This window comes from Paenibacillus sp. EKM301P, assembly GCF_011800295.1.
In the GTDB taxonomy this organism is placed as follows: domain Bacteria; phylum Bacillota; class Bacilli; order Paenibacillales; family Paenibacillaceae; genus Paenibacillus; species Paenibacillus polymyxa.
Genome location: NZ_JAALFM010000004.1, coordinates 274007 through 299398, shown reverse-complemented (window position 1 = coordinate 299398; position 25392 = coordinate 274007). Strand labels below are relative to the sequence as shown.

The 25392-nt window shown below is 45.1% G+C and carries 26 protein-coding genes; 9 read left to right on the top strand and 17 right to left on the bottom strand.

Features of this window, described 5'->3' with window-relative positions:
- The first annotated feature begins 96 nt into the window (after positions 1–96).
- Positions 97–1380 carry a nucleoside recognition domain-containing protein gene (locus HFD99_RS12805; protein WP_019686973.1) on the top strand — a complete coding sequence of 428 codons (1284 nt, stop codon included), beginning with the start codon at positions 97–99 and terminating at the stop codon, positions 1378–1380.
- On the opposite strand, the gene coaD is transcribed toward HFD99_RS12805, so the two are convergent.
- The 8 genes from coaD to HFD99_RS12765 all read right to left on the bottom strand — a co-directional run bounded on the left by coaD (position 1343) and on the right by HFD99_RS12765 (position 8381).
- Entirely contained in the window at positions 1343–1864 is a 522-nt protein-coding gene (coaD, locus tag HFD99_RS12800) for a pantetheine-phosphate adenylyltransferase (RefSeq protein WP_016819264.1), read from the bottom strand. The two genes, HFD99_RS12805 and coaD, sit on opposite strands and share 38 nt — an antisense overlap.
- On the bottom strand, positions 1857–2495 hold the full coding sequence (rsmD, locus tag HFD99_RS12795; RefSeq protein ID WP_016819263.1) for a 16S rRNA (guanine(966)-N(2))-methyltransferase RsmD: 639 nt from the start codon (positions 2493–2495) through the stop codon (positions 1857–1859). Before rsmD ends, coaD begins: the two co-directional genes overlap by 8 nt.
- A 316-nt stretch (positions 2496–2811) precedes the next feature.
- Positions 2812–2934 carry a cyclic lactone autoinducer peptide gene (locus HFD99_RS12790; RefSeq protein ID WP_013370626.1) on the bottom strand — a complete coding sequence of 41 codons (123 nt, stop codon included), beginning with the start codon at positions 2932–2934 and terminating at the stop codon, positions 2812–2814.
- A 5-nt stretch (positions 2935–2939) separates the two neighbouring features.
- On the bottom strand, positions 2940–3455 hold the full coding sequence (locus HFD99_RS12785; RefSeq protein WP_039277100.1) for an accessory gene regulator ArgB-like protein: 516 nt from the start codon (positions 3453–3455) through the stop codon (positions 2940–2942).
- Positions 3448–4080, bottom strand: coding sequence for a hypothetical protein (locus HFD99_RS12780; protein WP_039277099.1), 633 nt, complete (start codon positions 4078–4080; stop codon positions 3448–3450). Before HFD99_RS12780 ends, HFD99_RS12785 begins: the two co-directional genes overlap by 8 nt.
- Positions 4081–4250: 170 nt before the next feature.
- Positions 4251–5369 (bottom strand): acyltransferase family protein, encoded by a 1119-nt coding sequence (locus HFD99_RS12775; RefSeq protein ID WP_039277097.1) that lies wholly within the window; start codon positions 5367–5369, stop codon positions 4251–4253.
- Between the two features lie 164 nt (positions 5370–5533).
- Positions 5534–7351 carry an APC family permease gene (locus HFD99_RS12770; protein ID WP_013370622.1) on the bottom strand — a complete coding sequence of 606 codons (1818 nt, stop codon included), beginning with the start codon at positions 7349–7351 and terminating at the stop codon, positions 5534–5536.
- Positions 7352–7544: 193 nt separating this feature from the next.
- Positions 7545–8381, bottom strand: a complete 837-nt coding sequence (locus HFD99_RS12765; RefSeq protein WP_019686969.1) for an AraC family transcriptional regulator — start codon at positions 8379–8381, stop codon at positions 7545–7547.
- Positions 8382–8518: 137 nt separating this feature from the next.
- On the opposite strand from HFD99_RS12765, the gene HFD99_RS12760 reads away from it, so the two are divergent.
- The 3 genes from HFD99_RS12760 to HFD99_RS12750 all read left to right on the top strand — a co-directional run bounded on the left by HFD99_RS12760 (position 8519) and on the right by HFD99_RS12750 (position 12676).
- The gene (locus HFD99_RS12760; RefSeq protein WP_123797095.1) at positions 8519–10546 is read left to right on the top strand and encodes a beta-galactosidase; all 2028 of its coding nucleotides are present in this window, start codon (positions 8519–8521) and stop codon (positions 10544–10546) included.
- Positions 10547–10613: 67 nt separating this feature from the next.
- Positions 10614–11840 carry an MFS transporter gene (locus tag HFD99_RS12755; RefSeq protein ID WP_123797093.1) on the top strand — a complete coding sequence of 409 codons (1227 nt, stop codon included), beginning with the start codon at positions 10614–10616 and terminating at the stop codon, positions 11838–11840.
- Between the two features lie 209 nt (positions 11841–12049).
- Positions 12050–12676: a BclA C-terminal domain-containing protein gene (locus HFD99_RS12750; protein ID WP_123797091.1), complete on the top strand. Its 627-nt coding sequence runs from the start codon at positions 12050–12052 to the stop codon at positions 12674–12676.
- 74 nt (positions 12677–12750) lie between these two features.
- Here HFD99_RS12750 and HFD99_RS12745 read toward each other — a convergent pair whose 3' ends face one another.
- A complete protein-coding gene (locus HFD99_RS12745; RefSeq protein WP_016819255.1) occupies positions 12751–13581 on the bottom strand; it encodes a DegV family protein in 831 nt (276 codons plus the stop codon).
- Between the two features lie 425 nt (positions 13582–14006).
- Between HFD99_RS12745 and HFD99_RS12740 the strand changes: the two genes are divergently transcribed.
- Complete coding sequence (locus HFD99_RS12740) at positions 14007–14528, top strand: hypothetical protein (protein ID WP_016819254.1); 522 nt, start codon at positions 14007–14009, stop codon at positions 14526–14528.
- 88 nt (positions 14529–14616) lie between these two features.
- Here HFD99_RS12740 and HFD99_RS12735 read toward each other — a convergent pair whose 3' ends face one another.
- The 3 genes from HFD99_RS12735 to HFD99_RS12725 form a co-directional block, all read right to left on the bottom strand.
- Positions 14617–15198 carry an NAD(P)H-dependent oxidoreductase gene (locus HFD99_RS12735; protein ID WP_016819253.1) on the bottom strand — a complete coding sequence of 194 codons (582 nt, stop codon included), beginning with the start codon at positions 15196–15198 and terminating at the stop codon, positions 14617–14619.
- 72 nt (positions 15199–15270) lie between these two features.
- The gene (locus HFD99_RS12730) at positions 15271–15693 is read right to left on the bottom strand and encodes a MarR family winged helix-turn-helix transcriptional regulator (RefSeq protein WP_016819252.1); all 423 of its coding nucleotides are present in this window, start codon (positions 15691–15693) and stop codon (positions 15271–15273) included.
- 191 nt (positions 15694–15884) lie between these two features.
- Positions 15885–17036 (bottom strand): iron-containing alcohol dehydrogenase, encoded by a 1152-nt coding sequence (locus tag HFD99_RS12725; protein ID WP_016819251.1) that lies wholly within the window; start codon positions 17034–17036, stop codon positions 15885–15887.
- 246 nt (positions 17037–17282) lie between these two features.
- Between HFD99_RS12725 and HFD99_RS12720 the strand changes: the two genes are divergently transcribed.
- The 4 genes from HFD99_RS12720 (at position 17283) to HFD99_RS12705 (ending at position 20477) form a co-directional block, all read left to right on the top strand.
- Positions 17283–18317, top strand: coding sequence for a stalk domain-containing protein (locus tag HFD99_RS12720; protein ID WP_045243871.1), 1035 nt, complete (start codon positions 17283–17285; stop codon positions 18315–18317).
- Positions 18318–18582: 265 nt separating this feature from the next.
- On the top strand, positions 18583–19107 hold the full coding sequence (locus tag HFD99_RS12715) for a GNAT family N-acetyltransferase (protein ID WP_031463300.1): 525 nt from the start codon (positions 18583–18585) through the stop codon (positions 19105–19107).
- A 33-nt stretch (positions 19108–19140) separates the two neighbouring features.
- Entirely contained in the window at positions 19141–19512 is a 372-nt protein-coding gene (locus tag HFD99_RS12710) for an iron chaperone (RefSeq protein WP_123797089.1), read from the top strand.
- Positions 19513–19799: 287 nt separating this feature from the next.
- Positions 19800–20477 (top strand): tetratricopeptide repeat protein, encoded by a 678-nt coding sequence (locus HFD99_RS12705; protein ID WP_016819245.1) that lies wholly within the window; start codon positions 19800–19802, stop codon positions 20475–20477.
- A 109-nt stretch (positions 20478–20586) separates the two neighbouring features.
- Here HFD99_RS12705 and HFD99_RS12700 read toward each other — a convergent pair whose 3' ends face one another.
- The 5 genes from HFD99_RS12700 to HFD99_RS12680 all read right to left on the bottom strand — a co-directional run bounded on the left by HFD99_RS12700 (position 20587) and on the right by HFD99_RS12680 (position 25356).
- Positions 20587–21225 carry a GDSL-type esterase/lipase family protein gene (locus HFD99_RS12700; RefSeq protein WP_045243873.1) on the bottom strand — a complete coding sequence of 213 codons (639 nt, stop codon included), beginning with the start codon at positions 21223–21225 and terminating at the stop codon, positions 20587–20589.
- A 69-nt stretch (positions 21226–21294) separates the two neighbouring features.
- Positions 21295–21717 carry a GNAT family N-acetyltransferase gene (locus tag HFD99_RS12695; RefSeq protein WP_045243874.1) on the bottom strand — a complete coding sequence of 141 codons (423 nt, stop codon included), beginning with the start codon at positions 21715–21717 and terminating at the stop codon, positions 21295–21297.
- A gap of 41 nt (positions 21718–21758) precedes the next feature.
- Positions 21759–22313, bottom strand: a complete 555-nt coding sequence (locus HFD99_RS12690) for a nucleotidyltransferase family protein (RefSeq protein ID WP_017425770.1) — start codon at positions 22311–22313, stop codon at positions 21759–21761.
- A 21-nt stretch (positions 22314–22334) separates the two neighbouring features.
- Positions 22335–23588: an MDR family MFS transporter gene (locus HFD99_RS12685; protein WP_017425771.1), complete on the bottom strand. Its 1254-nt coding sequence runs from the start codon at positions 23586–23588 to the stop codon at positions 22335–22337.
- Between the two features lie 34 nt (positions 23589–23622).
- Positions 23623–25356, bottom strand: a complete 1734-nt coding sequence (locus tag HFD99_RS12680) for an ATP-binding protein (RefSeq protein WP_123797087.1) — start codon at positions 25354–25356, stop codon at positions 23623–23625.
- Positions 25357–25392 lie beyond the last annotated feature (36 nt).

The window sequence follows — 25392 nt, the reverse complement described above, 5'->3', positions numbered from 1 at the left end:
CATGTACGAGCAACCTATATCCAGACAATGAAGGTGAATAACGCTGGAGACAGCATCCGACTCTCCTTAGTATATTTATGAGAGGTGAAATCTTTGATGCAAAAGGAAGCCCGCCCTGCTCCTTACTGGACAACCTTGCTGCTTGGCCTCGGAGCCATTTTGCTTGTAATGGCTATTGTTGCCTCACCAGAAGAAGTATTTCAAGCCTCTACCCAGGGACTTAAATTATGGTGGAGCATTATTTTCCCGGCCATGCTGCCTTTTTTGATGCTATCTGAAATGCTCATCGCCTTTGGTCTGGTACATGGTCTAGGTGTTCTGCTGGAGCCGTTCATGCGATCCTGGTTTCGGCTGCCAGGACGAAGCGGCTGGGTATTGGCCCTCGGTCTAACTGCGGGATTCCCGGCTGCTGCGGAAGCGGTACGCCAATGGGCACAACAGGAGGATATGACCGCGCTTCAGCTTCGACGTCTGACCGCTATCGCTCATTTCTGCAATCCGATTACGATCCTGCTCGTCATTGGCACAGGACTGCTGCACAATGCTGCTGTAGGTGGGCTGTTACTTGCCGTTCACTGGATTTCCGGGCTGCTGGCAGGCTGGATCACAGCCAGAATACCTGATTCGTCCAAAAAATCGAAAAAACGGGAAACGCCAGCTGCCATCCGGCGCGCTTCTGTTTCCCGCACTACCACCTCCCTGATCCGATCCGCATGGGAAGCTACCCGCTCTGCCAGAGAACGGGATGGCCGCAGTTTTGGAAAACTGTTAGGCGAAACCGTATCCCATGCTGTACAGATGCTGATGGTGACAGGTGGATTCATTATTTTCTTTTCCGTACTGATTCGGCTGCTGACCTTATACTCAGGTCAAGGAACGCTTTCTATGGTGTGGCCTGCTTGGATGGAAATCCATCTGGGTTCCTATGAAATCAGCCGCCTGCCCTACGATCTCCGTACACAAGCAGCGCTGATCAGTGCTGTGTTGGGCTGGGGCGGCTTGTGCGGCTGGCTTCAAATTACCGCCGTCACCAAACCTTCCGACAAGGGCATCACCTTCACCTTATCACGAGTGCTACATGGGATCATTGCTTTTGGACTAACCTTGGCGGCATGGACTCCGCTTAGCCACATTGTCAGTAATACAATTCCTGCTTACGTCAGCCGCAGTTCTGTATCTTCTTTTGCCGAAAGTGTAAATGATTCCGGATCGCAATCTGTCATGGCCGGAGCCAGCAGCTTATTAACACAAATAGTAGGAACATCCATGTACCCCTGGCAACTAACCGTACTGTCCGTTGTACTTCTGAGTACGATTATACTTGCTCTGCTCGCCGTTTCCTTTATGACTTCATGGTGGAGCCACCGCGATTCGCGCTAACCTTGGCACGCAGTGCGTCTTCCACCTCTGGTGACACCAGATCTACGACCTTGCCATCAAAATGCGCAATTTCCTTCACCATACTGGAACTCAGATATGAATAAGCCGGGTTGGTCATCATAAAGATCGTTTCCGCATCCGGGTTCAACTTATGATTTGTAGAGGCTAATTGGAGTTCATATTCAAAATCGGTCACTGACCGAATTCCTCTGACAATAACCTGAGCCCCTTTTTGGCGTACATAATTGGCTGTCAGATCACGGAAGCTGTCCACTTCAACGTTTGGAATATCGCGAGTTACCGTACGTAGCAGCTCCATTCGCTCCTCAAGTGAAAACAGCGGATTTTTACTAATATTGTTAAGAACCGCGACGATCAGTAAATCAAACTGTCGGGCCGCTCTTTGAATAATATCCTGATGCCCCATCGTCACGGGATCAAAGGTTCCCGGATATACGGCAATACGTGGTTTGTGCTCAATCATGATGGTCCTCCCCGTCTGATTCGGTGATGCCGAATTTGACCCCTTCGGCTTCTGTATGTTCTTCGGCGTCTGACAAAGCATCATCAAAGTGATAAATGGATAACGCTGTTTCACCATAGACCGCTTTTCTAACCTGTTCAAACGGTCCGAAACTTATCGGATACTCATGTCCCGATTCATACTCCAGCACGATGATTGCACCTGAACGAAGCAAGTCCAACTCGGCCATACGGCTCATCAATTCATCCCCGTGCTTGAGACGATAAGGCGGGTCCAGAAAAACAGCATCAAAAAGAGCTCCACGTTTTGCCAGCGCCTTAAGCGCTCGTCCGGCATCATTGCGGAACACTTCTGCCTTTCCTTCCAATCCAGTTTTTCGCAAATTTTCTTTAATGACATCAATGCTTTTGGATTCCATATCAATAAAAACTGCCTTGTCCATTCCCCGACTAAGCGCCTCTATACCCAGGCCGCCACTGCCAGCAAACAAATCAAGCGCGACTCCTCCATCAAAATAAGGACCTATCATGCTAAATAGCGCTTCCTTGACCTTATCCGTGGTCGGTCGCGTCCCGGTGCCGGGAACTGCCTTTAACGGCCTTCCTTTGGCACTACCCGATACCACTCTCACGCTGAAACTCACCTATTTTCTATATGTGTTCATAACCATATAAAGATTATGACGTTATCGTACCACATGCATCGCCGTTTGAAAAACTTAGTGATGAAGCAGGTATAAAAAACCATCTCCTGGGCATCCTTAGGATATCGGCATTCAACCAATGTCGTAGACAACCGCGGAGAAGACTTACGTTTCCCCATAAGCTCTTCGTCCGGTTTCTCCTCTCCCATTCGGGCGCTCTTTCGTAGAGCGCCTGTTTTTTTTGCATAAAAAGAAGCTGCTTCATAGCAGCTCTATGTATTATTTTTTCTATTCTGCATTTTGCTTATTTCAGCAGTTCCTCGGGTGTATCTCCTTGATAAACATACACATAACTTGCCACTGATACAGCAAAAGTCGCGAACATAGACAACGATGTGGCTAACCCGTATACTACTTTTTTCATCATTCCACTCACCTCCTTCCCCGGATTAATGTTAGGCTTTGAACCAAAAAAGCAACAGCCACTACAGAAGAACCTATTACAAAGTTAGTACATACAAGCAAGGAAGATAACAATCGCAAGAGGGGATAAAATCGCACTGGAATGCGCGACTGCTTTTCAATTCTGGACGGGGCAAAGCATAAAACAAGAATGAGAGCGATTCCGGTAAACAGGTTTGTCAACCCATTATTTAAGGAAATGCAAGATATGTATGTAAAAGCTACAGAGGTCACCAGCACACATGCCATACCCGTTTTCAAGTGAATACCACCAGATACTTGGCGCAGCAAGGCAAAAGCGACGAGAATCGTTACAGCTTCGACCATCCGCCCCGTGAAGAATGAGGCGAATAGTGTCAACACGATGATCATAGACGCATTCAGAATGAGAGCAAGTGCGTATTTAAGTACTGCGACGGAGGCCGGATGATCAGGCACAGTACGTTTAATCTGGTTAGCAAGTTTGAAAGCCATCGTTTCAATCATCTCGGTATTCCTTTCCGACTGCATAGTAGATAAAAAATCCCGATACCAGTGCAAAAAATATCATACTCAACCATACCTCGCTATAGTAAAGCACAATAGAGGTTGAAACGAGAGACAGAATGATCAGTGTGATGACAATGCCATATTCCTCTTTGAACTTAAGCTTTTTGAAATTTGGGGAAAAGCCGATCTCTTTTCGATACAATATAAATGAAATAAGTAGTCCTGTCGCTGCGCTAACCACTTGTAACAGATAGCCCTTCAAGGATCCGTTCTGCAGTTCAGCAACCGGCAGGTTACCGAACATAGCTTTCAGGAGTACCGACTGAATAACGGCATATGCAAAATAACCGGTAACTGTCATAATACCTGACCAAACAATCGGAATCTTCACCACCGTAGCAAGTAAAAAAATAAAAAGCAGCATATTAATGACAGGTACTAAATAGGAGAGTGAAAATTCCTCTCGGAGCAAATAGCTTTGCAGGTTCATAATCAGATTCACAAAAATAGCCTGCCATAGATAAGGAGTCATTCTAACTTTAAAGATACTGAGAATCAGCGCAAAAACAGCTACTCCTTCCAGTGTAGAGAAAAGTAAAAAGCCAAGTGGCTCCAAAAGCATACGTGCATCTCCTTTACAATTCCAACAAACCTCATCGGTGTATTCAAAAACTTGGATGTACATCGAATATAAAGGGCTGGGAGCTACTTTTCAAGGGGTCTTTTCAATAATTTCGTAGATTTATTCAAGCACTTCAACCAAATGTTATCTGATGCTGCTTCAAGTTGCAACTAAGCAACACTTTCTTTGACCGAATCTTCCTGCTTGCGTACAGATTTTATACGTGATATAAGCTTTTTCCCCAATCGGATGCCGGGCTGTTCTATCCACGTGTAGGTAAACCAGGAAAGTCCAGCGGTGATTAGCAACGTCATGATGAACATAAGTGTGAGGCTGACCAAAGGAGCAAACGGTAATTTAATCTGTATGATTAGCCCCAGGACCAGCATATGCGTCAAATACATGCTATAGCTGAGGCGGCCGATCCATGACCACACGCGATTAAGTAGCCATTTCGGCTGCCAATGATACAAAGCATACGCCCCTAACAGCAAGCCAACACCTATGAGATAATCCGTCATACCTCCAAAAAACGCAAACAGCACAGTAACAAGCAGAAGCCCCCCACTGAGCGGGTCTACACTTTTCCAATGACGCTCGTCTTTCCAAATGAAAAACAACAATATCCCCAGCCCAAAGACAGGCAACTGATTCGGAAACCATAAATACAAATAATGCCCCCATAAAGATTGATCACTAATCAATGGATATTGAGCAAACACCGTATTTAACCCGAAGCTTGCCACAAGCACCATCACGACAAACCAAGTCGCATGGCGAACCGATTGAATCAACTTAAATAAGAGGGGGATAAATAGATAAAACATACATTCCACCGCAATGGACCATTCCACACCGATAATGCTGTTGATCCAATACGGATTGAGACCATTCAAAAACAGAGCATGGGCTGCAATATTAGTGACAGTAACTCCCTCCTGATCTCCAAGCCAAAATCGCGGACCTGTCCCATTTACAACTAAATAGATTCCTAACATTATGTAATACAAGGGTGCAATCCGAAAAAAACGACGCAACAGGTAGGCCACCATTCCTTCTCTCTTGTCACTCGAACGCCTGCTCAGAGATAGAAACAGCGTAAAAGCGCTAGCCATATAAAATAAAGCGACTCCTTTGGCTCCTATGCTCAAGCCTTTTTGCAACCAACCGTTTAATCCGTCCACATACTGACTGACATGCACAAGTAACACTCCGATAATCGCCAGCGCCCTTAGCGTATCTACAAATTGCAACTTATCTTGTTCCATCTTCCCCTTGTCTTCGGGCATCGTATCCCTCCATAACAATTCTTAATGATACGTTTTGTATCCATAATACACAAAATGTATCACCCAAGTAAATATCCCCATTATGTAAAAAAACACTCTCCGACCGCACCAAGATGCGGTCAAAAAGTGTTGATTTTATCATGCTAATGAGTATTAATATGGCTTTATTTGTTTAAATGAAAAGGTACGGTCGTTACGATGACGTCTTTGTAATTGATTAAATAAGCTCTCATCAGCAAACTGGTCTGATTGTGCAGTATATTTTCCCACCAGTGTTTAGTGATAAATTGTGGAATGAGAACTGTGATATGGTCCTCGTCTGCCTTTTTCCACTCTACTGTATCGATGAACTTGCGGAGCGGATTAATGATGCTGCGATAACGGGATCTCAGCACTACTAAACGTATACCTACATCCCACTCTTCCCACTTCTGTTCCATTTTTTGAATCGCTTCATCATCCACACCCACATATACAGCAACCACATTGTCCGACAATGTTTTGGCATAGCTGATGGTATTCATAACGACTCGTGTAATGCCTGCCACCGGAATAATAATCGTATTGCCCTTGACCATAGGTTTGTCCTTCGTGATATCAATGCGTAGTTGTTCAGCCGTATTTTTGTAATGTTTGTTGATCTTCATAAAGAAATACAGTACCAAAGGCAGGAAGATAAAGACTACCCACACCTGGCTAAACTTAGTGAAGATAAAGATGAGCGTAATCGACAGCGTGGTTAGCATCCCAACCGTATTAATAGCCAGCTTGACGACCCAGCCAGCAGGTTTGAGCCGAATCCATCGAATCATCATACCAAGCTGGGACAGGGTAAACGGGATAAATACCCCTACAGCATAAAGCGGAATGAGATTTTCGGTATTGCCACCAAAAACGATGACCAGCAATGCCGAGAAGATACTCAAAAACAGGATACCGTTAGAATAACCGAGTCGATCTCCACGAACCATAAACATATGCGGCATATATTTGTCCTTAGCGAGCATAAAAGCGAGCAACGGAAAGGCTGAATAGGCTGTGTTGGCCGCCAAAAACAAGATAAGCGCCGTCACACCTTGAATGATGTAGTACATCACACCGCGCCCAAAAGTGGCATTCGCAATTTGCGAAATGACTGTTTCTTGCGGATTAGGACGAACACCGTACCAATAAGCCAGCAAACTAATTCCGATAAACATACAGCCGAGAATCAAGCCCATCATCATCAATGTAGTTGCCGCATTTTTGGCAGCAGGCTTGCGGAAGTTCGGAATGGCATTGGAGACAGCTTCTACACCGGTTAGCGCCGAACAGCCCGAGCTGAATGCTTTCAGTAAGAGAAACAGACTGACGTTGGATACCGTAGCTCCAAATTGCGGCGCCGCCGCATGGGCTCCTCCTGCCAGATAGTGAATGATACCACTAATAATCAAAACAAAAATGGCAACAACAAATAAGTAAATCGGTATCGCCAGCACCGAGGCAGATTCCGTCACCCCGCGCAAATTCATAATAGTCAAAAAGATAATCATCACCAAAGCAATTGCGATCCGATGATCATGTAACGATGGGAACGCCGATGTAATGGCATCTGTACCTGCCGATGAGCTAACAGCTACCGTTAGAATATAATCGACCAGCAGAGAGCCGCCTGCAATCAGACTTGGACTCTTTCCCAAATTGTCCTGTGCGACAATGTAGGCTCCCCCACCACCAGGGTAGGAAAAAATGGTCTGTCTATACGACAGGATCAGGATGATAAGCAAACCCAACACCGCAATGGATATAGGGATGGAATACCATAGGGCAGCGAAGCCCGCTGTAATTAAAACCAGCAGAATTTGCTCCGTGCCGTAAGCTACAGAGGACAATGCATCTGAGGACAGAATGGCCAGTGCCTTGAGCTTATTCAGTTTCTCATCTTCAAGGGCCGTCGACTTTCGCGGACGACCGATTAATAACCTTTTGACTTTACTCAGCATTTCGTTGACTCCTTCTTTGGATGAGGGTTTTGCAAAAGAACTATGAATCGTATATTTATTATGTCACCTGCACATCAGATTGATGAAACAAATGAACTATTATTTTATACTCCCTCATCCAGAAAAAAACAATAAGGAATGCTCCCTAAAAAGAGCATTCCCGAGTAAGAAAGAGTATTTTGATAAAATACCCTTATGTATACAGTATTTTGAACCTTTCAGGCGTAATTCCTTCCGCTCGGCGGAATGTTGCCACAAAATGACTGACATCTCGGAAGCCTACGCGCTCCGAAATCTCCTTCACCGTTAATTGCGGATACTCCGTCATCATTTCCTTCGCCTTCCGCAACCGAATTACAATCAGATAAGCATACGAAGTCACACCGAACGCTTGCTTAAACAATGTATTTAAATGACGAGCGCTGACATTCATCATCACGGCCATATCCCTTAAACCCACATCTGGGCTGGCATAATTTTGCTCCATAAAGGTCAGTACAGGGGTTAAACGTTCCACATTATGAGAAAGGGAAGGCATCGAGCTATGTTGTCCATGTTTACGCAGCAGAGTCAGAAAACGGTACATATTGGCCGAAGCATCTAATCCAGACAAATCACGTTCACTAACCATGGAGTGTAGCATGTTTTCCCCAAAGCTGTGCAGCTCGCTATCCGGGTCCCAATGATACCCTCGCGTATGCTTCAATCCGAGTGCAGTCAATACAGCAGCGGCGATGGGTCCGTCAAATGTGATGTATAACGTTCGCCATACCTTGGTCGCCCGTCTGTATGCATGGGCTTCGCCTGGCAGCAGCAGGACCCCGGACTGCTCGCCCAAACGGAAGGTCCCCCCTTTATATGTAAACATCCCCTCACCAGACACTGTCTGAATCCAGTGAAAACATGGATAGCCCTCTGGACGGGACACATCCTCCTGTCTGCTATTAAATCCGATACTTTCAATAAAAAGAGGTAAAGAGTGCTCACGAGTAGTCAGGAAAAATCGCAAATGATGGGGAGTCAAAATCATAAAAAGCACCTCCGGCGTATGCGGTATTTGTGTCTCATGTAGATCCATATTGTTATATACATGTTCATTTTATTATATTTAAAAGCATTAATTTGTATTATAAGATAGGATTATTCTTATATACAGAGGTGATTGGCATGATAAGCAGCAAACTTCCTAAAGTATTTTACGGTGGGGATTACAATCCTGAGCAATGGGATGAGGCCACGCATCAGGAGGATTTACGGATGTTCAGGCAGGCCGGCATTGATATCGCCACACTCAACGTTTTCTCATGGGCTAAAATTCAGTCTGATGAAATCACATATCATTTTGAGTGGCTAGATCAGCTAATTGATAATCTTTATGAAAGCGATATCTTCGTTTGTCTAGCTACTAGTACGGCAGCGCACCCTGCTTGGATGGCTACCCGTTATCCCGACATTCTTCGGGTCGATGCTGACGGGCGTAAGCGAAAATTCGGTGGACGCCATAACTCTTGTCCAAACAGCCCAACCTATCGGAAATACGCGGAGCAGATGGCTGACCGACTTGCAGAGCGATACAAAGACCATCCCGCGATCCTCGTGTGGCATGTTTCCAATGAGTATGGCGGGGATTGCTATTGTGAAAATTGTGCCGCAGCGTTCCGAGTGTGGCTCAAACAAAAATACGGATCACTGGAAGAGCTAAACCGAGTGTGGAATACTTCCTTCTGGGGTCACACCTTCTATGATTGGGATGAAATTGTACCTCCAAATAATCTAAGCGAACATTGGGGAGAAAATCACTCCACATTCCAGGGTATATCCCTCGATTATGCGCGCTTTAATTCAGACAGTATTCTGGATTGCTACCTGCTGGAATATAACGCGATAAAAAAACATATTCCCGATGCCGTGGTAACAACCAATCTGATGGGATTTTTTAAGCAACTGGATTATTTTAAATGGGCTAAGCACATGGATATAGTATCTTGGGATAGCTATCCCGGAGCTAATACCCCGATAAGCTATACGGCGATGGCGCATGATCTGATGCGCGGCTTGAAGGATGGGCAGCCCTTTATGCTGATGGAGCAAACACCGAGCCAGCAGAATTGGCAGGCGTATAATTCACTTAAACGGCCTGGTGTTATGCGTTTATGGAGTTATCAGGCTGTAGCACATGGCGCGGATACGGTCATGTTTTTCCAGCTTCGCCGCTCGATCGGTGCTTGTGAGAAATTCCACGGGGCTGTAATTGAGCATGCCGGGCATGAGAACACACGTGTATTTCGCGAGGTGGCACAGCTTGGCAGCGAGCTTGGTGCTTTAGGCAACACGCTGCTTGACGCAACTGTTCATGCCAAAGTAGCTATTTTGTTTGATTGGGATAATTGGTGGGCTTTGGAAAAATCAAGCGGCCCTTCTGTCGCCTTGAAATACTTAGATCAGGTGCATAAGTATTATGCTACCTTCTTTCGGCGCAACGTACAGGTAGACATGATTTCTGTGGATACAGATTTCCAAAAATATGATCTCATTATCGCGCCTGTACTCTACATGGTCAAGCCGGGTACTGCTGAGAAGCTGGAACAATTCACAGAGCGTGGCGGCACCTTCCTAACAACCTTTTTCAGCGGCATTGTAAATGAAAACGATCTGGTCACAACCGGAGGATATCCTGGTAAGCTGCGTAATCTGCTCGGGATCTGGGTGGAGGAAATTGATGCGCTTCTGCCTGAATCACACAATCGCATTATATTGAAAGAAAAAGTGGGCGTATTAGAAGGTGAATATAAATGTGGGTTGCTCTGCGACTTGCTGCATAGCGAAGGAGCCGAGGTGCTGGCGGAATACGGCGATGATTTCTATCAGGGCAAGCCAGTGCTGACACGCAATCGTTTTGGTGAAGGTGAGGCGTGGTACGTCGCTTCAGACCCTGAGGAACCTTTCCTTGATGGTCTGCTGGGCTACATTTGTGAGCAAAAAGGGATTTCATCCCTGCTGCGTGCTCCTGCGGGCATAGAAGCCACTATGCGGTCCAAAGATGGAAAGTCTTATCTATTTGTTCTGAACCATAATGCCCAGACACAGCAATATCATCTGGATGACCAAAAAGGAAAAGAGCTAATCAGTGGGAAATTCCTGGAAGGGGATATTTCTATTGAAGGCTATGGCTTTCAAGTACTGGAGCTATCCTAATGATTCAAATCTGACTTATACCATTCACTTTACTGCATGAAGGTAATTAGTACCAAAGGAGTTAATCATGAAACGACTGCTATGGATCGGCAGCTTGTCTTATTTTTTAATTGGTCTAGCCCATGTGGTTGTAGGCTCCCTACTGCCCGTGTTGCTAGAGCATTACGATAGAAACTATACAGATGGCGGAAGCCTGATATTCGCTCAATTTTCCGGCTTTCTGGCTGGAGTCCTACTGTCACCGTGGCTTGCCCGGACTTTTGGCAAACGCCGAAGCCTGATATTTGCCCTCCTCCTGCTATGTGCGGCTGAAGTGCTATATTCACTACTGCCGCCTTGGGGCTGGCTATATGCCGTCGGGGCAGTAGCCGGATTTGGCTTCGGCATGGTAGAAGCAGTCATAGGTACTATTGTTATTGGGGGTATTACCCAAGGAACGGGCGCGGCTATGAGCCGTCTGGAAGTCTTTTTCGGGATCGGCGCCTTAGCAATGCCGGCTATCGCCAGCCAATTCATTGCTCTAGGTTGGTGGCGACTGGCATTCCCCATCATCTCCTTGTTTGCAGCCGTAGCCACTATAGCCTGGCTGCGCGGGTCCTTTGGCACAATGGACGCTCTATTGGACGAACAAGAACACCGAGGTGACTACCATAAGCGTGCCACTAATTCACTGGAGTCACCTACCGTAAAGGCTTCTAAAAGCAGCCCTATAGGCAATTGGAGGCTCCTTGCATTATTTATCGTTTTTTTCTTTATCTACGTAGGAACAGAGATGAGTCTGGCCAATTTCCTGCCCTCCATGTTCATCGAGCGACTCGGTCTCACACAAGCCGAAGCAGCACTCAGCGTCACCTGCTTTTGGTTGGCAATGGCCTTTGGACGGTTGTTCACAGGCTACATTGCCGATCGATACGGCTACGGTGTCTTTGTCGCTCTGAGCTCACTGGCAGCGACTCTGCTGCTGTGTGTGTTCCCGTTGATCCAAGGCACTGCTGGTGCCTTTGTCCTTATCGTACTGCTGGGACTCGGCATGTCAGGCATCTTTTCCATCGCTCTTGTTTTTGCCAGCAAAATGATGCCAGGTACAGAAGAATCGACGACCAGCCTGCTTATCGGTGCAGGTGGAGTCGGAGGGGCCCTGCTGCCCCTATGGCTTGGAAACAGTATGGATCGTGGAGGGGCAGTTGCTTCAGCTTGGTTACTGGCAGTATTTGCTTGTATCCTGTGCCTGCTTGGCGGTATCCTGTACGCCCTATATGTGCGAAAAAAGCGGCTTCAAACCGCTTCATCATGATATAAGCTACTACTGGCACCCCAAAAGTATCCTTAGTTGACAACCAAGGATACTTTTGGAGGTGCTTTTTACATACTAGACGAATGTACCTTGTACAGAAGCCTGTTTTTAGTCAAAATAGATCGTTTCCTATGAAACACAGGACAGATATCTATGCCTCCTCTAGATGAATGGAGTACTATACAACAAACCATATGGAGGTGTTTGTATTGGGTCGTCCAAAATTGAACCAAAAAAAAGGCCGTAAAAAAGATGTTTTCGTTCGTGCCTGGTTTGATAAGCTAGAAAAAAAGTTTGAGGAAATGCCCCCCAAAAAAAGAAGCCGCTCGAAACGGAAATCGTTTGGTAAAGACATCATTGTCAAAAAGCAAGTTGTACGTGTGAACATTAATCATGATGCTGAAGGGGATTCCAGAACCACAGGTGATATAGCGCAGTTCGGTTACATTTATAATGTGAGGCCCCAACTCGTTTCGATTGAAGGGGAGGTCATTTTCGATACGAACGGCATACTTACACCTGGGATTGCTCACCTTCCAGGGACTACACAAATTGCTGTAGCCGATGCAGGAAAGTATGAAGTCCGCTTTTCGGTGTCGGGTGTGGAACCTAACCAATTCGCCATCTTTATTAATGGCGTACTGGCTGAGGGAACCGTGTACGGCTCAGGAGCGGGAACACAACAGAACACCGGGCAAGCCATCCTCGCCCTGGCATGCGGTGATGTCCTTACTCTGCGTAACCATAGCTCTACTGCTGCTGTTGCCCTGCAAACACAGGCCGGAGGAACTCAAGCCAGCATAAACGCCTCTGTTCTCATTAGAAAATTGGGATAGGCTTAGACTCATGCAAAGCCCCAATATACTAAAAAGGGTTTATCCATCGCACGAGGATAAACCCTGAATACTTTTTAAAAGGCGATAATGATCCCTTTGTCATTGGCATACATTGAACTAATTCCCCTGGTGGGCACAATATGAATATCTTTAAATTGATAGCGGTTCTTCAAGGTATTCATTAACTTTTGCGCCAGTCCGGGATTATTGCAATGAGTAATAACGATGCTTTCTCCTTCGGTACTTCGACCACTTTTTTCAATGGTATCTGCCAACTTTTCAATGATTTGATTTTGACCACGGGCTTGAGTAAATAATGCGATGTTTCCGTCACCATCTGAACCTAAAATGGGCCTGATATGCAAGAATGAGAGTATCTTTCCAGTAATTTTATTCATTCGTCCGTTCTTGACCAAATTATCCAAATTCTCTAAAACAAAATAGGTTTTCATCTTGCTGATAAAGCTCTCCAGGGAAGAGATAATTTCGCTTTTATGATATCCTTCGTCGATCAGCTTGCGTAGTTTTAAAGCTAACAAGAGTTGCCCAGCCGATGCGCTTTTCGAATCGAATACATGAACATCCGCTCCCTCTTCTTCCGCCATATCCTTTGCTACCAACGCACTGGAATACGAGCTGGACAGGTTGCTGGATAATGTAATGGCAAAAGAAGTATGCGCGCCTTGAAAGGCTTCCTTATACAGCATAGGTGATGGTGATGCGGAACCAATCTTGGTTGTACAGGCTTTCATTTCTTCCATAAACTGAGGCAAGTCCAATGTGTCATCATCTATGAAGCATTTTTCACCCAATGTCATGTTTAATGGAATCGTAGTTACTTGCATCTCTTCTTTAAGCTCTGTCGTTAAGTCGCAGCAACTATCTGCTATGATTTTATATCTCACCCAGTACACCCTCACATTATGTTATTTTTCACTAGAATCCGCATTCATCATATTCAAGGAAAGCTCAATTAACTGCATCAGGCATTTCCATTGCCACATCGCCTTTTTCCTTATTCCCGTAAGCGCTGCCGTAATTCTTATTCTGAATACATGCAGGTAATCACTGAGTAAGGAAAATTAATTTCATTATCTCGACGTTAAACTAAATATGGATACTATGTACTATAAAGAATTGCCAACGATAATAACAATGAAATATTTGTGAATTATTATACTTTCCCCCTACACCTTCAGAGGTCTCTTAGCCCAAAACAAAAAAATTCTTTAATCTCATTCATCGACTCGTTACAATTAAATAGTATACTCCAATATTTGCGATAAAATAAACCATGCTAATCTCTGTGATAGTAAGGAGTCTTCAAACTATGCTTAAGCTAATCTCCAAAAAAAGCTTCATTATATGTATTGTTATCCTGATCGCTTTAACGGCATATTTCACAAAAGATCTATGGACGGAGATGTCGGTAAAATCAACGGATCTATCGGAATTGACAATAAACCATATTCCACTAAGCAAGAATATTGCGGAGATTGATTTGACTGCTTATAGAAAGAATCCGGATTTTAACGATAAACACACGAAAGATGCCGATCACAGATATTTTGAAAATTTCTTGATTGTCTATAGCTCTAGTGGAGAGATTATGAAACTGCAAACCTTGTCCGAGAGTGAATTTTCCAGTATCGATGGTCACAAGCTTCAGAAACTTGATGATGTAAAAAATAAATTGGGTAACCATTTCGTGGATCAAAGCTACGACTCCGCCCAAAGCCTAAACGCCTTAGTATATTATGACAAAACAAATCATACAAAGGCTAGTTTTGTATATCCCCATAATAACAAGCAGGATCAGATCGTTGTCTGGACTATATTAGAAAAGTATTAGCACTTATAAGAAAAGGCCAACCCTCAAATGCTGGTTGACCTTGTCGTTTAAAGAATGTCCTACGCTTCTGAACGAATATGAACTAACTTTACAGCACTGTTTTAACCGTGTCTTGTACTTGTTTCAGCAATCCTTTATAACCGTCTTCATCAAGGTAGCCGATACTTCCAAGCAGCAAGTGGCCAACCGATTCAATTCCAACGAAATCAAAAATTCCTGTATCTGATGTGAGCTTCAATCCTGTGGTCATACCGATTTCATCGTAGATCGCGTTGGGAGTACCATGTGTATTCACGATAAACCCTTTTTTACCTGTAAGCAGCTTATTAATCCCTTCTGTACCAGCCGTATAGGCAAAGCCGTATGCAAATACACGATCAACATAACCTTTCAAGATCGCAGGAAGTCCTGTCCACCAAATGGGCGAAATAAACGTAATCGTATCGGACTGCGTGATATACTCCTGCTCTAATTTGATATCAGCCGGTGTTTGTCCAGCTCTCATCGCAGCAGTATCCTCAGGTTTTAATACCGGTTGAAAATTAAGAGCGTATAGATCGCGTACAACGACTTCGTCACCTTTTTCCTTCAAGGTGGTTACAACCGTTTCCAGTATCGCGTGATTAAAGCTTTCAGCGTTAGAGTGAGCATAGATGATAAGATGTTTCATTTTCATAACCTCCAGATGTTTTATTGTTATTTTGGCATTTGTATAGATATCTATACATTTGTTTAAAAAAATTTAAAACCTGTTTTTTACATGCTCCAGCAGATATTCCAGTTGTTTTTGTTCCTCGTCTTTGAGACCCCCATAGATGGTTTCTTTTAATTTATAGGAGATCGTCTCAAATATAGGCTCCAGCTCTTTTCCCTTTTCGGTAAGATAGATCAGAGTAAGCCGGCTATCCTCCCTTTCTTTTTTCCTCTCCACATACCCCAATTTTACTAGCTTGTCGATCAAAACAGTGACTGTGGGCTGCTGACGAGCAATTTTTTGCGTCAATTCCTTAATCGAAAGTCCATCCGTTTGATACAGAAACATCAGTATTCCACCATGGGTAGGTACAATTCCTTCAACTCCATAGGATTCGAGCTCAGATACAATTAATTTATTGATCGAGTCCCTAATGGTTCCTACAAGTGCAGCTGCATTATTTTTTAACATACAAGCATTATTGCATAGACATCTATACAAATCAAGTATTCAGTCAGTCTGATCGGATTTTCACGTATGAAATGCTTCAAAGAATAAGATTTAAGTCTGTTATAATAAGAATGCAAAGGGCCGTCCCTGGTGTTCTTAATCAGTTCCTGGGACAGCCCTTAAAGTATATAACAAAATAATAGCAGTATGATTTATAGAATTTTCTTAAACATTTCGATAACTTGTTCTTTGCTAGGTATGAACGGATTGCCCGGAGCACAAGCATCCTTCATGGAGTTTTCGGCAAGCAAATCTAAATCCACCTCATTTACACCTAGTTCAGAAAGTTTGGCAGGAATCCCTACTTCCTTCGACAGGTCTTTGATTCTTTGAATTACATAGTCCGCGCATTCTTTATCCGTTTTCCCCTTATCTTCAAAACCGATTACCTTAGCGATGGCACGAAACTTCTCTGGTACATGCTTGGCATTCTCCTCCTCCACAATCGGCAGCAGCATGGCATTGCAAACCCCATGAGGCAAATCGTATACGCCGCCTAGCTGATGGGCCATAGCATGGACGTAACCCAACCCGGCATTATTAAATGCAAGTCCTCCCAAGAAAATAGCGTAAACCATTTGTTCACGTGCTTCTATATCATGACCGTCGCTCACTGTACGGGCCAAGTTGTTAAAAATAAGTTCTACTGCTGCCAACGCGGTCGCATTTGTAACAGGATAAGAACCCGGAGTAACCAAAGCTTCAATGGCATGAGTCAAAGCATCTAGTCCTGTAGCTGCCGTTAATGCGGCGGGTTTGTCTACCATCAGTTCAGGGTCGTTGACTGAAATCGTAGCTACGCTATTCTTGTCAACCATAACCATTTTGACTTTGCGCTCTTCGTCCGTAATGACATAATTGATTGTAATTTCTGCGGATGTTCCTGCCGTTGTATTAATGGCGACAATGGGCAGCGATTTATGCTTGGATTGATGAACGCCCTCATACTCCGTTATATGTCCCCCATTGGTAGCAATAATGCCAATTCCCTTGGCCGTATCCTGTGGGGATCCTCCACCAATAGAAATTAAAAAGTCGCAGCCGTTGTCCTGTAGAAATTGAACGCCATCATGTACGTTTTTACAGGTTGGATTGGGCTTGACCTCATCGTATACTACATAGTTCAAGCCAATATCATTCAGCAAGGATGTGACCTTGCCTGCAATTCCACTCTTCATCAGAAACTTATCGGTCACGACCAGTGCTTTGTTTAAATGTAGTTCTTTTATATAGGGTCCAACTTCATGCAAACAGCCTTTTCCCATCAGATTGATAGATGGTACAAAAAATACATGTGCGCTCATAAAAATCTGCCTCCTAAGGATTCACTTTTGATCCCTCGCTAAATACAGAACTACTCTAAAGTGAAACATTTCACATTTGTAATTCTATCTTTATTTAATTTTGATGTCAACATAAAAACACAGATATGACTTTGTTTTATTTTTGTTTATTTTGGTTTTTGAATTAATCCAATAATTGGTACACAACTAATCGGAGGCAGTCTCGTACAACTTAGATGAACAACTTAACAACGAGGTGATGACAGCATGACAATCAACAAGAAAGTAGGGCTGGCTCTGCTGGCCGTATCACTGCTGCAAGCAACCCCGTCTTACGCCAAGTCGGCGCCGCTAACTCCAGTAACAACCGTTTATGTGGATGACCGCCCGCTTGAGCTTACTGCCCAACCGCTACTGCTAGACGGGACAACGCTCGTCCCTATGCGTCAGTTGTTTGAGGCGCAAGGAGCTGTGCTTTCCTGGAACGGAGCCAGCAAAACCGTAACAGCAACCAAAAACGACACGACGCTGACCTATCGTATTGGAGAAGTTGCTGCCACCCTCAACGACAAAACGCTGTCCCTGAACGTTCCCGGACAGATTGTTAAGGGCAACACAATGATTCCACTGCGTTTTGTGAGCGAAGCACTCGGGAGCACAGTGAAATGGGACGCTCTAACCCGAACGATCCGAATTGCCTCTAAAGAAGACTTTTTCACAACGATTCTTTCTGGAGTCAACTTGCGCAGCAAACCAGATTCATCAGAAGCTTCTCCTTCCCTGCGGCTTATTCCAACCGGTGAAAAGGTTCATGTCATCCGCGAGGTTAATGCTCTCTGGCTGGAAGTACGCACTAAAAACAACCTGACCGGATACATATCGGCTAAACCAAAATACAGTGATTACACCAGCACTTCTCTAGCAGAACGGCAGGGTGATGAACTGATCGCCTACGGGCAAAAATTCCTTGGTACCCCTTATAAATTCGGCGCAGCAACCGGACAGACAGCGACCTTTGATTGTTCCTCATTTGTAGGGGAAGTGTTCCGACATACGCTCTCTATCGACCTCCCCCGTGTCTCTTACGATCAGGCAAAAGAAGGCCGGGAGGTGGGGCTGAACGAACTGCGCAAAGGTGACCTGCTGTTCTTCAGTGCGCGTGGGCTGGAGATCGGCCATGTGGCGATCTATGCAGGGAACAACAAATTGCTGCATACTTTCTCCAAAGAGCGCGGCGTTCATTTTGATACGTTTGACGATAAATGGAAGAAACGTTTCGTAACAGCCCGTAGACTGTTTTAAGACGGACTGGATAGCCAATAACAGTAGCTAATCCAGTACCACATTCAATTTTTTCTGTTTGCCTTTTGCCGGACGCCTCCCTTGCGGTTTGCGTTCAGGCGGCAAAAGGATTGATTCGTTCCCCTTATTCAACACGTAATTCGATCCTCTTCTTTAACACTTTCTCTCAAAATCTTGAATATTCCATCAGATCTGCTTAAATAGGTTTAATAGCTTGTGCAGAAAACACGAATATGTATGCTAATGATGGACAGGAGGAATCGTTATGCAATTTGAAACAGATCGGCTCATCATTCGTGATATTTGCAGATCCGATTGGGGAAGTATACATACCTACACGTCATTGCCCCAAGTTACTAGGCACACAGCATGGGGACCCAATACAGAAGAAGATACAAAGGCATATATAGAACAAGTTCTAGTCTCACAGCAGGAAAAGCCACGACAAGACTACGAACTAGCTATATGTCTGAAAAACACTGGAATTCTGATCGGCGGTGTTGGTATTCATGTCAAAGATACTAATGCAGAAGTGGGTTATATTTTAAACCCAGATTATCAAGGAAAGGGTTATGCAACAGAAGCGGCACGAGCCCTGCTAGGATTTGGATTTAGTACACTTGATGTCCATCGTATTTATGCAACATGTCGTCCAGAAAATAAAGCTTCTGAGAAGGTTATGCAACAGATCGGAATGCAACGTGAAGGTATAATGCGAGAACACTGGTACTACAAAGGCGAGTTTCATGATTCATATTTGTACTCTATTCTTGTTGAGGAATTCCTCTGAACGATACAATTTTGATTTTAGGAGGGAACTTACATGGAAGCTTTTGCAGAATATTTAGCGCATATTGATAACCCGCAACATCAAGCCCGAACGGAAGAGGTTTTAGCTTGGGTAATCAAGAAGTTTCCAAATTTAATGCCAAAAATTGCGTGGAAACAGCCTATGTTTACCGATCACGGCACATTTATTATTGGCTTTAGCATAGCCAAACATCATTTGGCTGTTGCCCCTGAAAGGGCAGGGATTAATCATTTTTCTGATTTAATTGTGCAGGCTGGCTATAATCACACCAAGCAGTTGATACGTATCCCATGGGATAGTGCAGTTGATTTCTCATTACTTGAGAAAATAGTCGAGTTTAATATTTTGGATAAGGCCGACTGTTCAACCTTTTGGCGGGAATAAAAAAATAGGATGGACCAATGCAACTAACTCATCTGCATATTCCCAAGTTGTCTTCAGTCACTCAATGTAATACTGATATTTCTCATGCTCCTCCATACAAGGAGGAGTCTTTGTACATACGACATTTTCACAAGCATCAATCTAAACGATGTATACTCTTCCATTCCCCCACCCACATAGAAAGCTATCATTCTTCGAAATCTCATCATGCTAATGCCCCTGAAAGCGCCCCTATGCTATAATGTGGAAAGTATGGATAGCTACATATACAGGAGGATTGGAGCAGAATGATTGGGAAATTTTTGATTTTCTCTCTACTGTGGAGTTTGCTCGGTAACCCGTTTTTGGCAATGCTCGTACTCTTAATCTTGATCTATATATTGGATCGCAGCTTTGTCGGTGTATTGCCCAGCATCAGCAAACCGTGGAAAAGAAGACGCAATGCAGCACGATTGCGTCAACAGATTGCGTTAAACACCAACGATGTGGCTGCCAAGTTTGATTTGGCTCGAATTTGGATCGAAAGCAAGAAATACTCGCAGGCTTTGGAGCTACTATTGGAAATTCAATCCCGATATGAAGATTCAGCAGACTATTGGAACGCGCGGGGTACGGCTGAGGTACACACAACCCATCTGGAGGATGGAGAACAGCATTTACTCAAGGCCCTGGACATTAACCCGCGAGTGCAATACGGTGAGCCCTATTTGCATTTAGCCGCTGCTTTCAAGGAACGTGACGTAAATAAGTCACTACACTATCTACAGCAATTTCAGGAGATCCAGTCTTCTTCTAGTGAGGGCTATTATCTGACAGGCCTAATGTACCGTATGCTGGGACGCAAGGATGAAGCCAGCGCTGCATTTAACCAATCCATTGCTGTCTATCGTTCTCTGCCCAAATACCGCAAACGAAGTGAGCGCAAGTGGGCTGCTCGTAGCTTATTCCGTAAATTAATCGGCTAAACCGCACACTGAAACGCAAAAAAAAGAGGCTTATGATGGTCAGTTCCTACTGGCATCATGAACCTCTTTCTTTCATATACTTTGTCCGATCCGAAGCATCCGCTCACACTCATCGTAACGGCGCATAACCAAGTCGATTCAGTTCTTCCGCAATCACGCGATAACCACGGCTGTTCGGATGTATCCGGTCCAGCGAAAGCAATGCCCGTTCATTGCCTTCGAACGCGGGATAAATGTTCGCTACCCGGTAATTGGGTCCACCCAATGTATAGAGAAACGAGTTGAATTGGCGTACATATACTCCCGCCTCTCTTATCCCTGGAAAAGGATTATATAATCCCACCATTCGGATGATAAATGGCTCACGCTGACCGGACTTTATTTGATACAGGGCATGTACAATTTGGCGTACATGTTCTTTGGTATGATTCAGTGCTTGTGGAATGGAAGAACCTGAAGAGCCTGGGCCTCCAGCAAGTGTACTGATATATGGACGTAGATCATTGCCGCCGATCGTCACCGTTATGAGTTCAGCCCGATTGATTGCTGACCGAAAAAGCGGATTGTTGCGAACCATAGACAGCAGCTCCTGCGATGTCAGTCCGTTGATTCCCAGATTCTCGTAACTGACTGGTGTACGGAGATATCTTTCTGCCATTTGCCGATAGACAGGTACAAAGCCGCCACCTAGCAACGTCCCTGCACCTGTCGTTAAAGAATCTCCAATCGCTGTGTAGTGATACGCCAATGAACCCCACCTCCCTCCGACATAACATATATTATGTAGAAAAAAAGGAAGCGGGACCCGGAGATTCGCTTATTCTTCGTCTATTTCATATACACAATGAAATTGCCCACCATCTGGCAAATCCTCTGATCCATATACAGCAAACCCCACGTTGCGGAAGAAATCTGCCCCCTCCGCATCTGTATCCACCATAAGTCGCTTCGGGCTACGCTCCTTAATAAGCGTAAGCAACATCCCTCTGCCGTAGCCTCTATGACGATTTTCAGGCAATACAGCCAGATGATGGAGCACAATCGTTCCATTCTCCCGCTCCTCAAAACCGACAACACCTACAATAAGTCCTTCATCTTCCACACCGAACAACTTCCATTCATCCGAGGCTTGATAAGCACGCAAAGCTGCCTCTCCGCGTTCAGGATGATCTAGCACGGCGTAGGTAAGCAGCTCCAGCACCTCCTCACGAGCTGAATCTGGTTTTATATTTTTAAACATCGTTAGTCGTCTCTCCTTACAATCTGAAATGAGATTACACTTTAATTTTCCACAATAAGCAACGGCCAGTTATCTAGCCACTGTTTTTCAAATACACGCTGACGAAAAGCCGTAGTGTGACGGAACAATGGGCTTTGACGTACCCGCATATCCAGCAGATCTTCCAGCCCATGCGGACAAATGACCTCCATTTGATCCTTGGCATTCAATCGAATGGCTACAGCAGTTGCCGTCTCTGGCCAGCGACTCATCGCATCCTCTATCGAGGAATACGGAGCCTCCCCATTGCGAATATGCATCCGAGCTTGATTTTTGACAGACCAGTTGCGTCCCGCCTGTTTACGATTCAAGGACTGCTCCAGAAATTCATCTCGTTCCTCTAGCGTATTTTTGGGGTCAAAATAAATAACATCGATATCGTTTAGTGGTGTAGCTGTTGTATAACCATGTAGCTTGTCCCACACACGGTTGCGTACATAGCCCGCGGCTATACAACCTTGCGGAAGCTTCAGCTCTCGCACATAGCGCAAGTCTTCCAAGACCTGTGGATCATTCATATATTGTATGATTCGTAGCACATTTTCTTCCGACTTCATCCTGTACTCAGCCCCCTTTTTTTATGATGACAGTTGCTGCACAGACTCTGCTCCTTGAGCCGCGAATCGGGCTGTACGCTGCGCCAAACGGCGGCGTGCGACCAGCAGGAAGGGAATACCGATCACAACCGACAGTGCAACCGGAACAAACACGGCAAGCGGTGCCGTTTGACCATAGACATCCAGCAACCAGCCACCAAATAAAGGAGCCAGTACACTACCCAAATTATTAAAGCCGATCGTACCGAAGTAGGTCCCTTTATATTGAGCATCAGCAATTTGATCAATCAGTACGTCCAGCATCGTGAACAATAATACTTCGCCTATTGTAAACAGCACCATATCCAGTATAAACATCCAGCCTGAGTTTAGCATACCGCACAGCAGCAAGCTGACCGCAATACATATATTCCCTGCTATTAAGGAATTCACTGGAGAAAAGCGGCTTGCCAGCCGCACCAGTGGATACTGAAAAGCCAATACGCAAACCGCGTTGACCGTTAGCATGTATGTAAACCACCGGGTACCTTCCTCGAAGGACAACGATAAAAATTGAGGCATTGTCGAATTGGAATGGGCATAGCCCATTACGCAGAATACAGTTCCCAACAGAATCGGCATAAATATGGGATCTCTGCTGGCTGTTCGGAACGCCTCGCCTATCCGCAGCGGAGCCTCTCCCGCTGTTGTGCCTACATGCAGATCCGATGCATACCGAGTAAACTGGATCAACAGCAGTACCCCGTACAGAGCATACACACCAGCGGCTACCATGAACGGCGTACCTGTAGATGCCGATCCCAACATCAAACCAAGCAGCGGTCCTGCCACCACACCAACATTAATCGCCGCATATCTCATGTTATAGACAAGCAATCTCTTCTCCTTGGGGGTTACATCGGATAATAGCGCCCGCGAAGTTGGCTCGAACAAGGATCTGCACAGTCCATTCAGAGCATTAATAACAAAAAAGGCCCAAGCCGCTTCTGCCAACGCAAAAGCGACAAATACAAGCGCCCAACTCGCGATGGATACCAGCATGACCTTACGTCGTCCGATCCGATCTGAAATATATCCACCGTAAAAGCTGGCAAAAATGCCAACCAGCGAGCTGACCGATACGATCACCCCCGTATGAAAGGGGGTGACCCCCAGACGGGTGGTCAGATAAATAGACAAAAATGGGATGCTCATAGAGGTCGCCATCCGACCAAAAATCGTACCCGCTATAATTGTCCAGGCCAGCGGGTGAATGGAACGCAGCTGTTCTTTCATATATATATTTTAGTTCCTCCTTCTAGGTACAAGTCTAACAAGGGGGAGACAGTCTCGACTGGTGAATATAACGTTCCAGTTCTAAACACGTTGCCTGATAGACAGACTGGAGCGCAGACAACTTCCCTTGTACATTCTCAAGTCGGTTCTCCCGTGCAAGCTGTTCAATATCAGACAGCAATTTGGACAAACGCCCGACACCCAGACTCACGCTGCCTGATTTCAACTCATGAGCAGCCTCTACTACTTTTGTGGCTTCGCCCGCAGCAACCAGTTCTTTTAACTTGTTGATTTTGGCAGGTGTATCACTGGTATACATTTCGACCAATGACTCAAGTAATCCCGTGCTACCATCCTCGTCCAGCAGCATGATCTCACGAATAACATCCTCATCCAAAATAGGCTCAGATTCCGGAATGGATAGCCATTTGGCCAGCTTTTCTGAGAGATTTTCAATCGTCACTGGCTTCATCAAGTAATCGTTCACACCAATCTCCCGCCCACGAGCCTGGTCTTCCTCGGACACATTTCCGGTCAAAGAAATGATCGGCACAGGCGGCTGTTGGTTTTCTGCTTCCCACTGGCGGATCGCTTTCGCCGCATCGTGACCATTTAGCAAAGGCATATGATGATCCATTAGAATGCAGGCGTAGGATCGTTCGGAGGCCGCTCTTACTGCAGCTTGTCCATCCTCGACAAAGTCAATATGCTGGAATCCCAGGTGGTTAAGCTGTAATTGCACTACTTGACGATTCACCCGATTATCCTCTGCTACCAAAATAGCTTGAGAATGACTATGCTCACGAAGCAACTCGCTACGTACCGTCAATTCACCATTTTCATGTTCCTCTATTTCAACTGCCTGTCCTGATGCCTTCCTGAAGGGAATTTCAAACCAGAACGTGGAGCCTTGGCCTTCTTCACTAACGACCCCAATCTCTCCCTGCATAAGTTTCACAAATGAGCTGCATATCCACAGCCCCAGTCCCGTTCCTCCATATTGGGAGGCGCTGCCTTCACCAGCTTGCACATAAGGCTGAAACAGCTTGTCCTGATCCTCCGCTGAAATCCCGATGCCCGAATCCTGCACCTCAAAACGAACACGTTGGGAATCCTTAGTTTCCTCAACCAATTTTGTCCGAACAACAAGGTTCCCTTCGCTTGTAAATTTATTTGCATTGTTCAACAGATTGAGCAAGATCTGCATGATCCTTGCCGAATCTCCTTCGAGATGCTCTGCCACGGCACGATCAGTCTCTATACTCAACTGGTTGCCCATCTGATAAATTTGCGGCTCCAACAACTGGGCAACATGGCTCATAATCGCCTGAACTCTGACATTTCCGATCTCTAACTCCATCTGTCCTGCTTCTACTTTGGATATATCGAGCAGATTATTAATCATGTTTAGCAGCAGAGAGGCCGACTCACGTATCACACCGATGGCCTGCCGCTGATCTGGAGACAGTTTGGATGAAGCTAACATTTCGATCATCCCCAGAATTCCGTTCATTGGCGTTCTAAATTCATGACTAACCACGGCGAGAAAAGTGCTCTTCAGGTCATTAGCCCTTATCGCTTCTTCCTTTGTCCGCTTTAATTCCGCATTGCTTTTGGCAAGCTGACGCTGCAGATTGACCAGTTCGTTGTTCATTGCTGAAAATTCATTCAGCAGCTTTTCTTCCTCAGCCTTGCTTTTCAGAACCTCATCCGTTAATTGTTCGACCGTTCTCCGCAGGACAGCCATTTCTGCTGTCGGTTCCTTCATATTAAAAGGCCCCCTTTACAAAATGACTTACGGGTT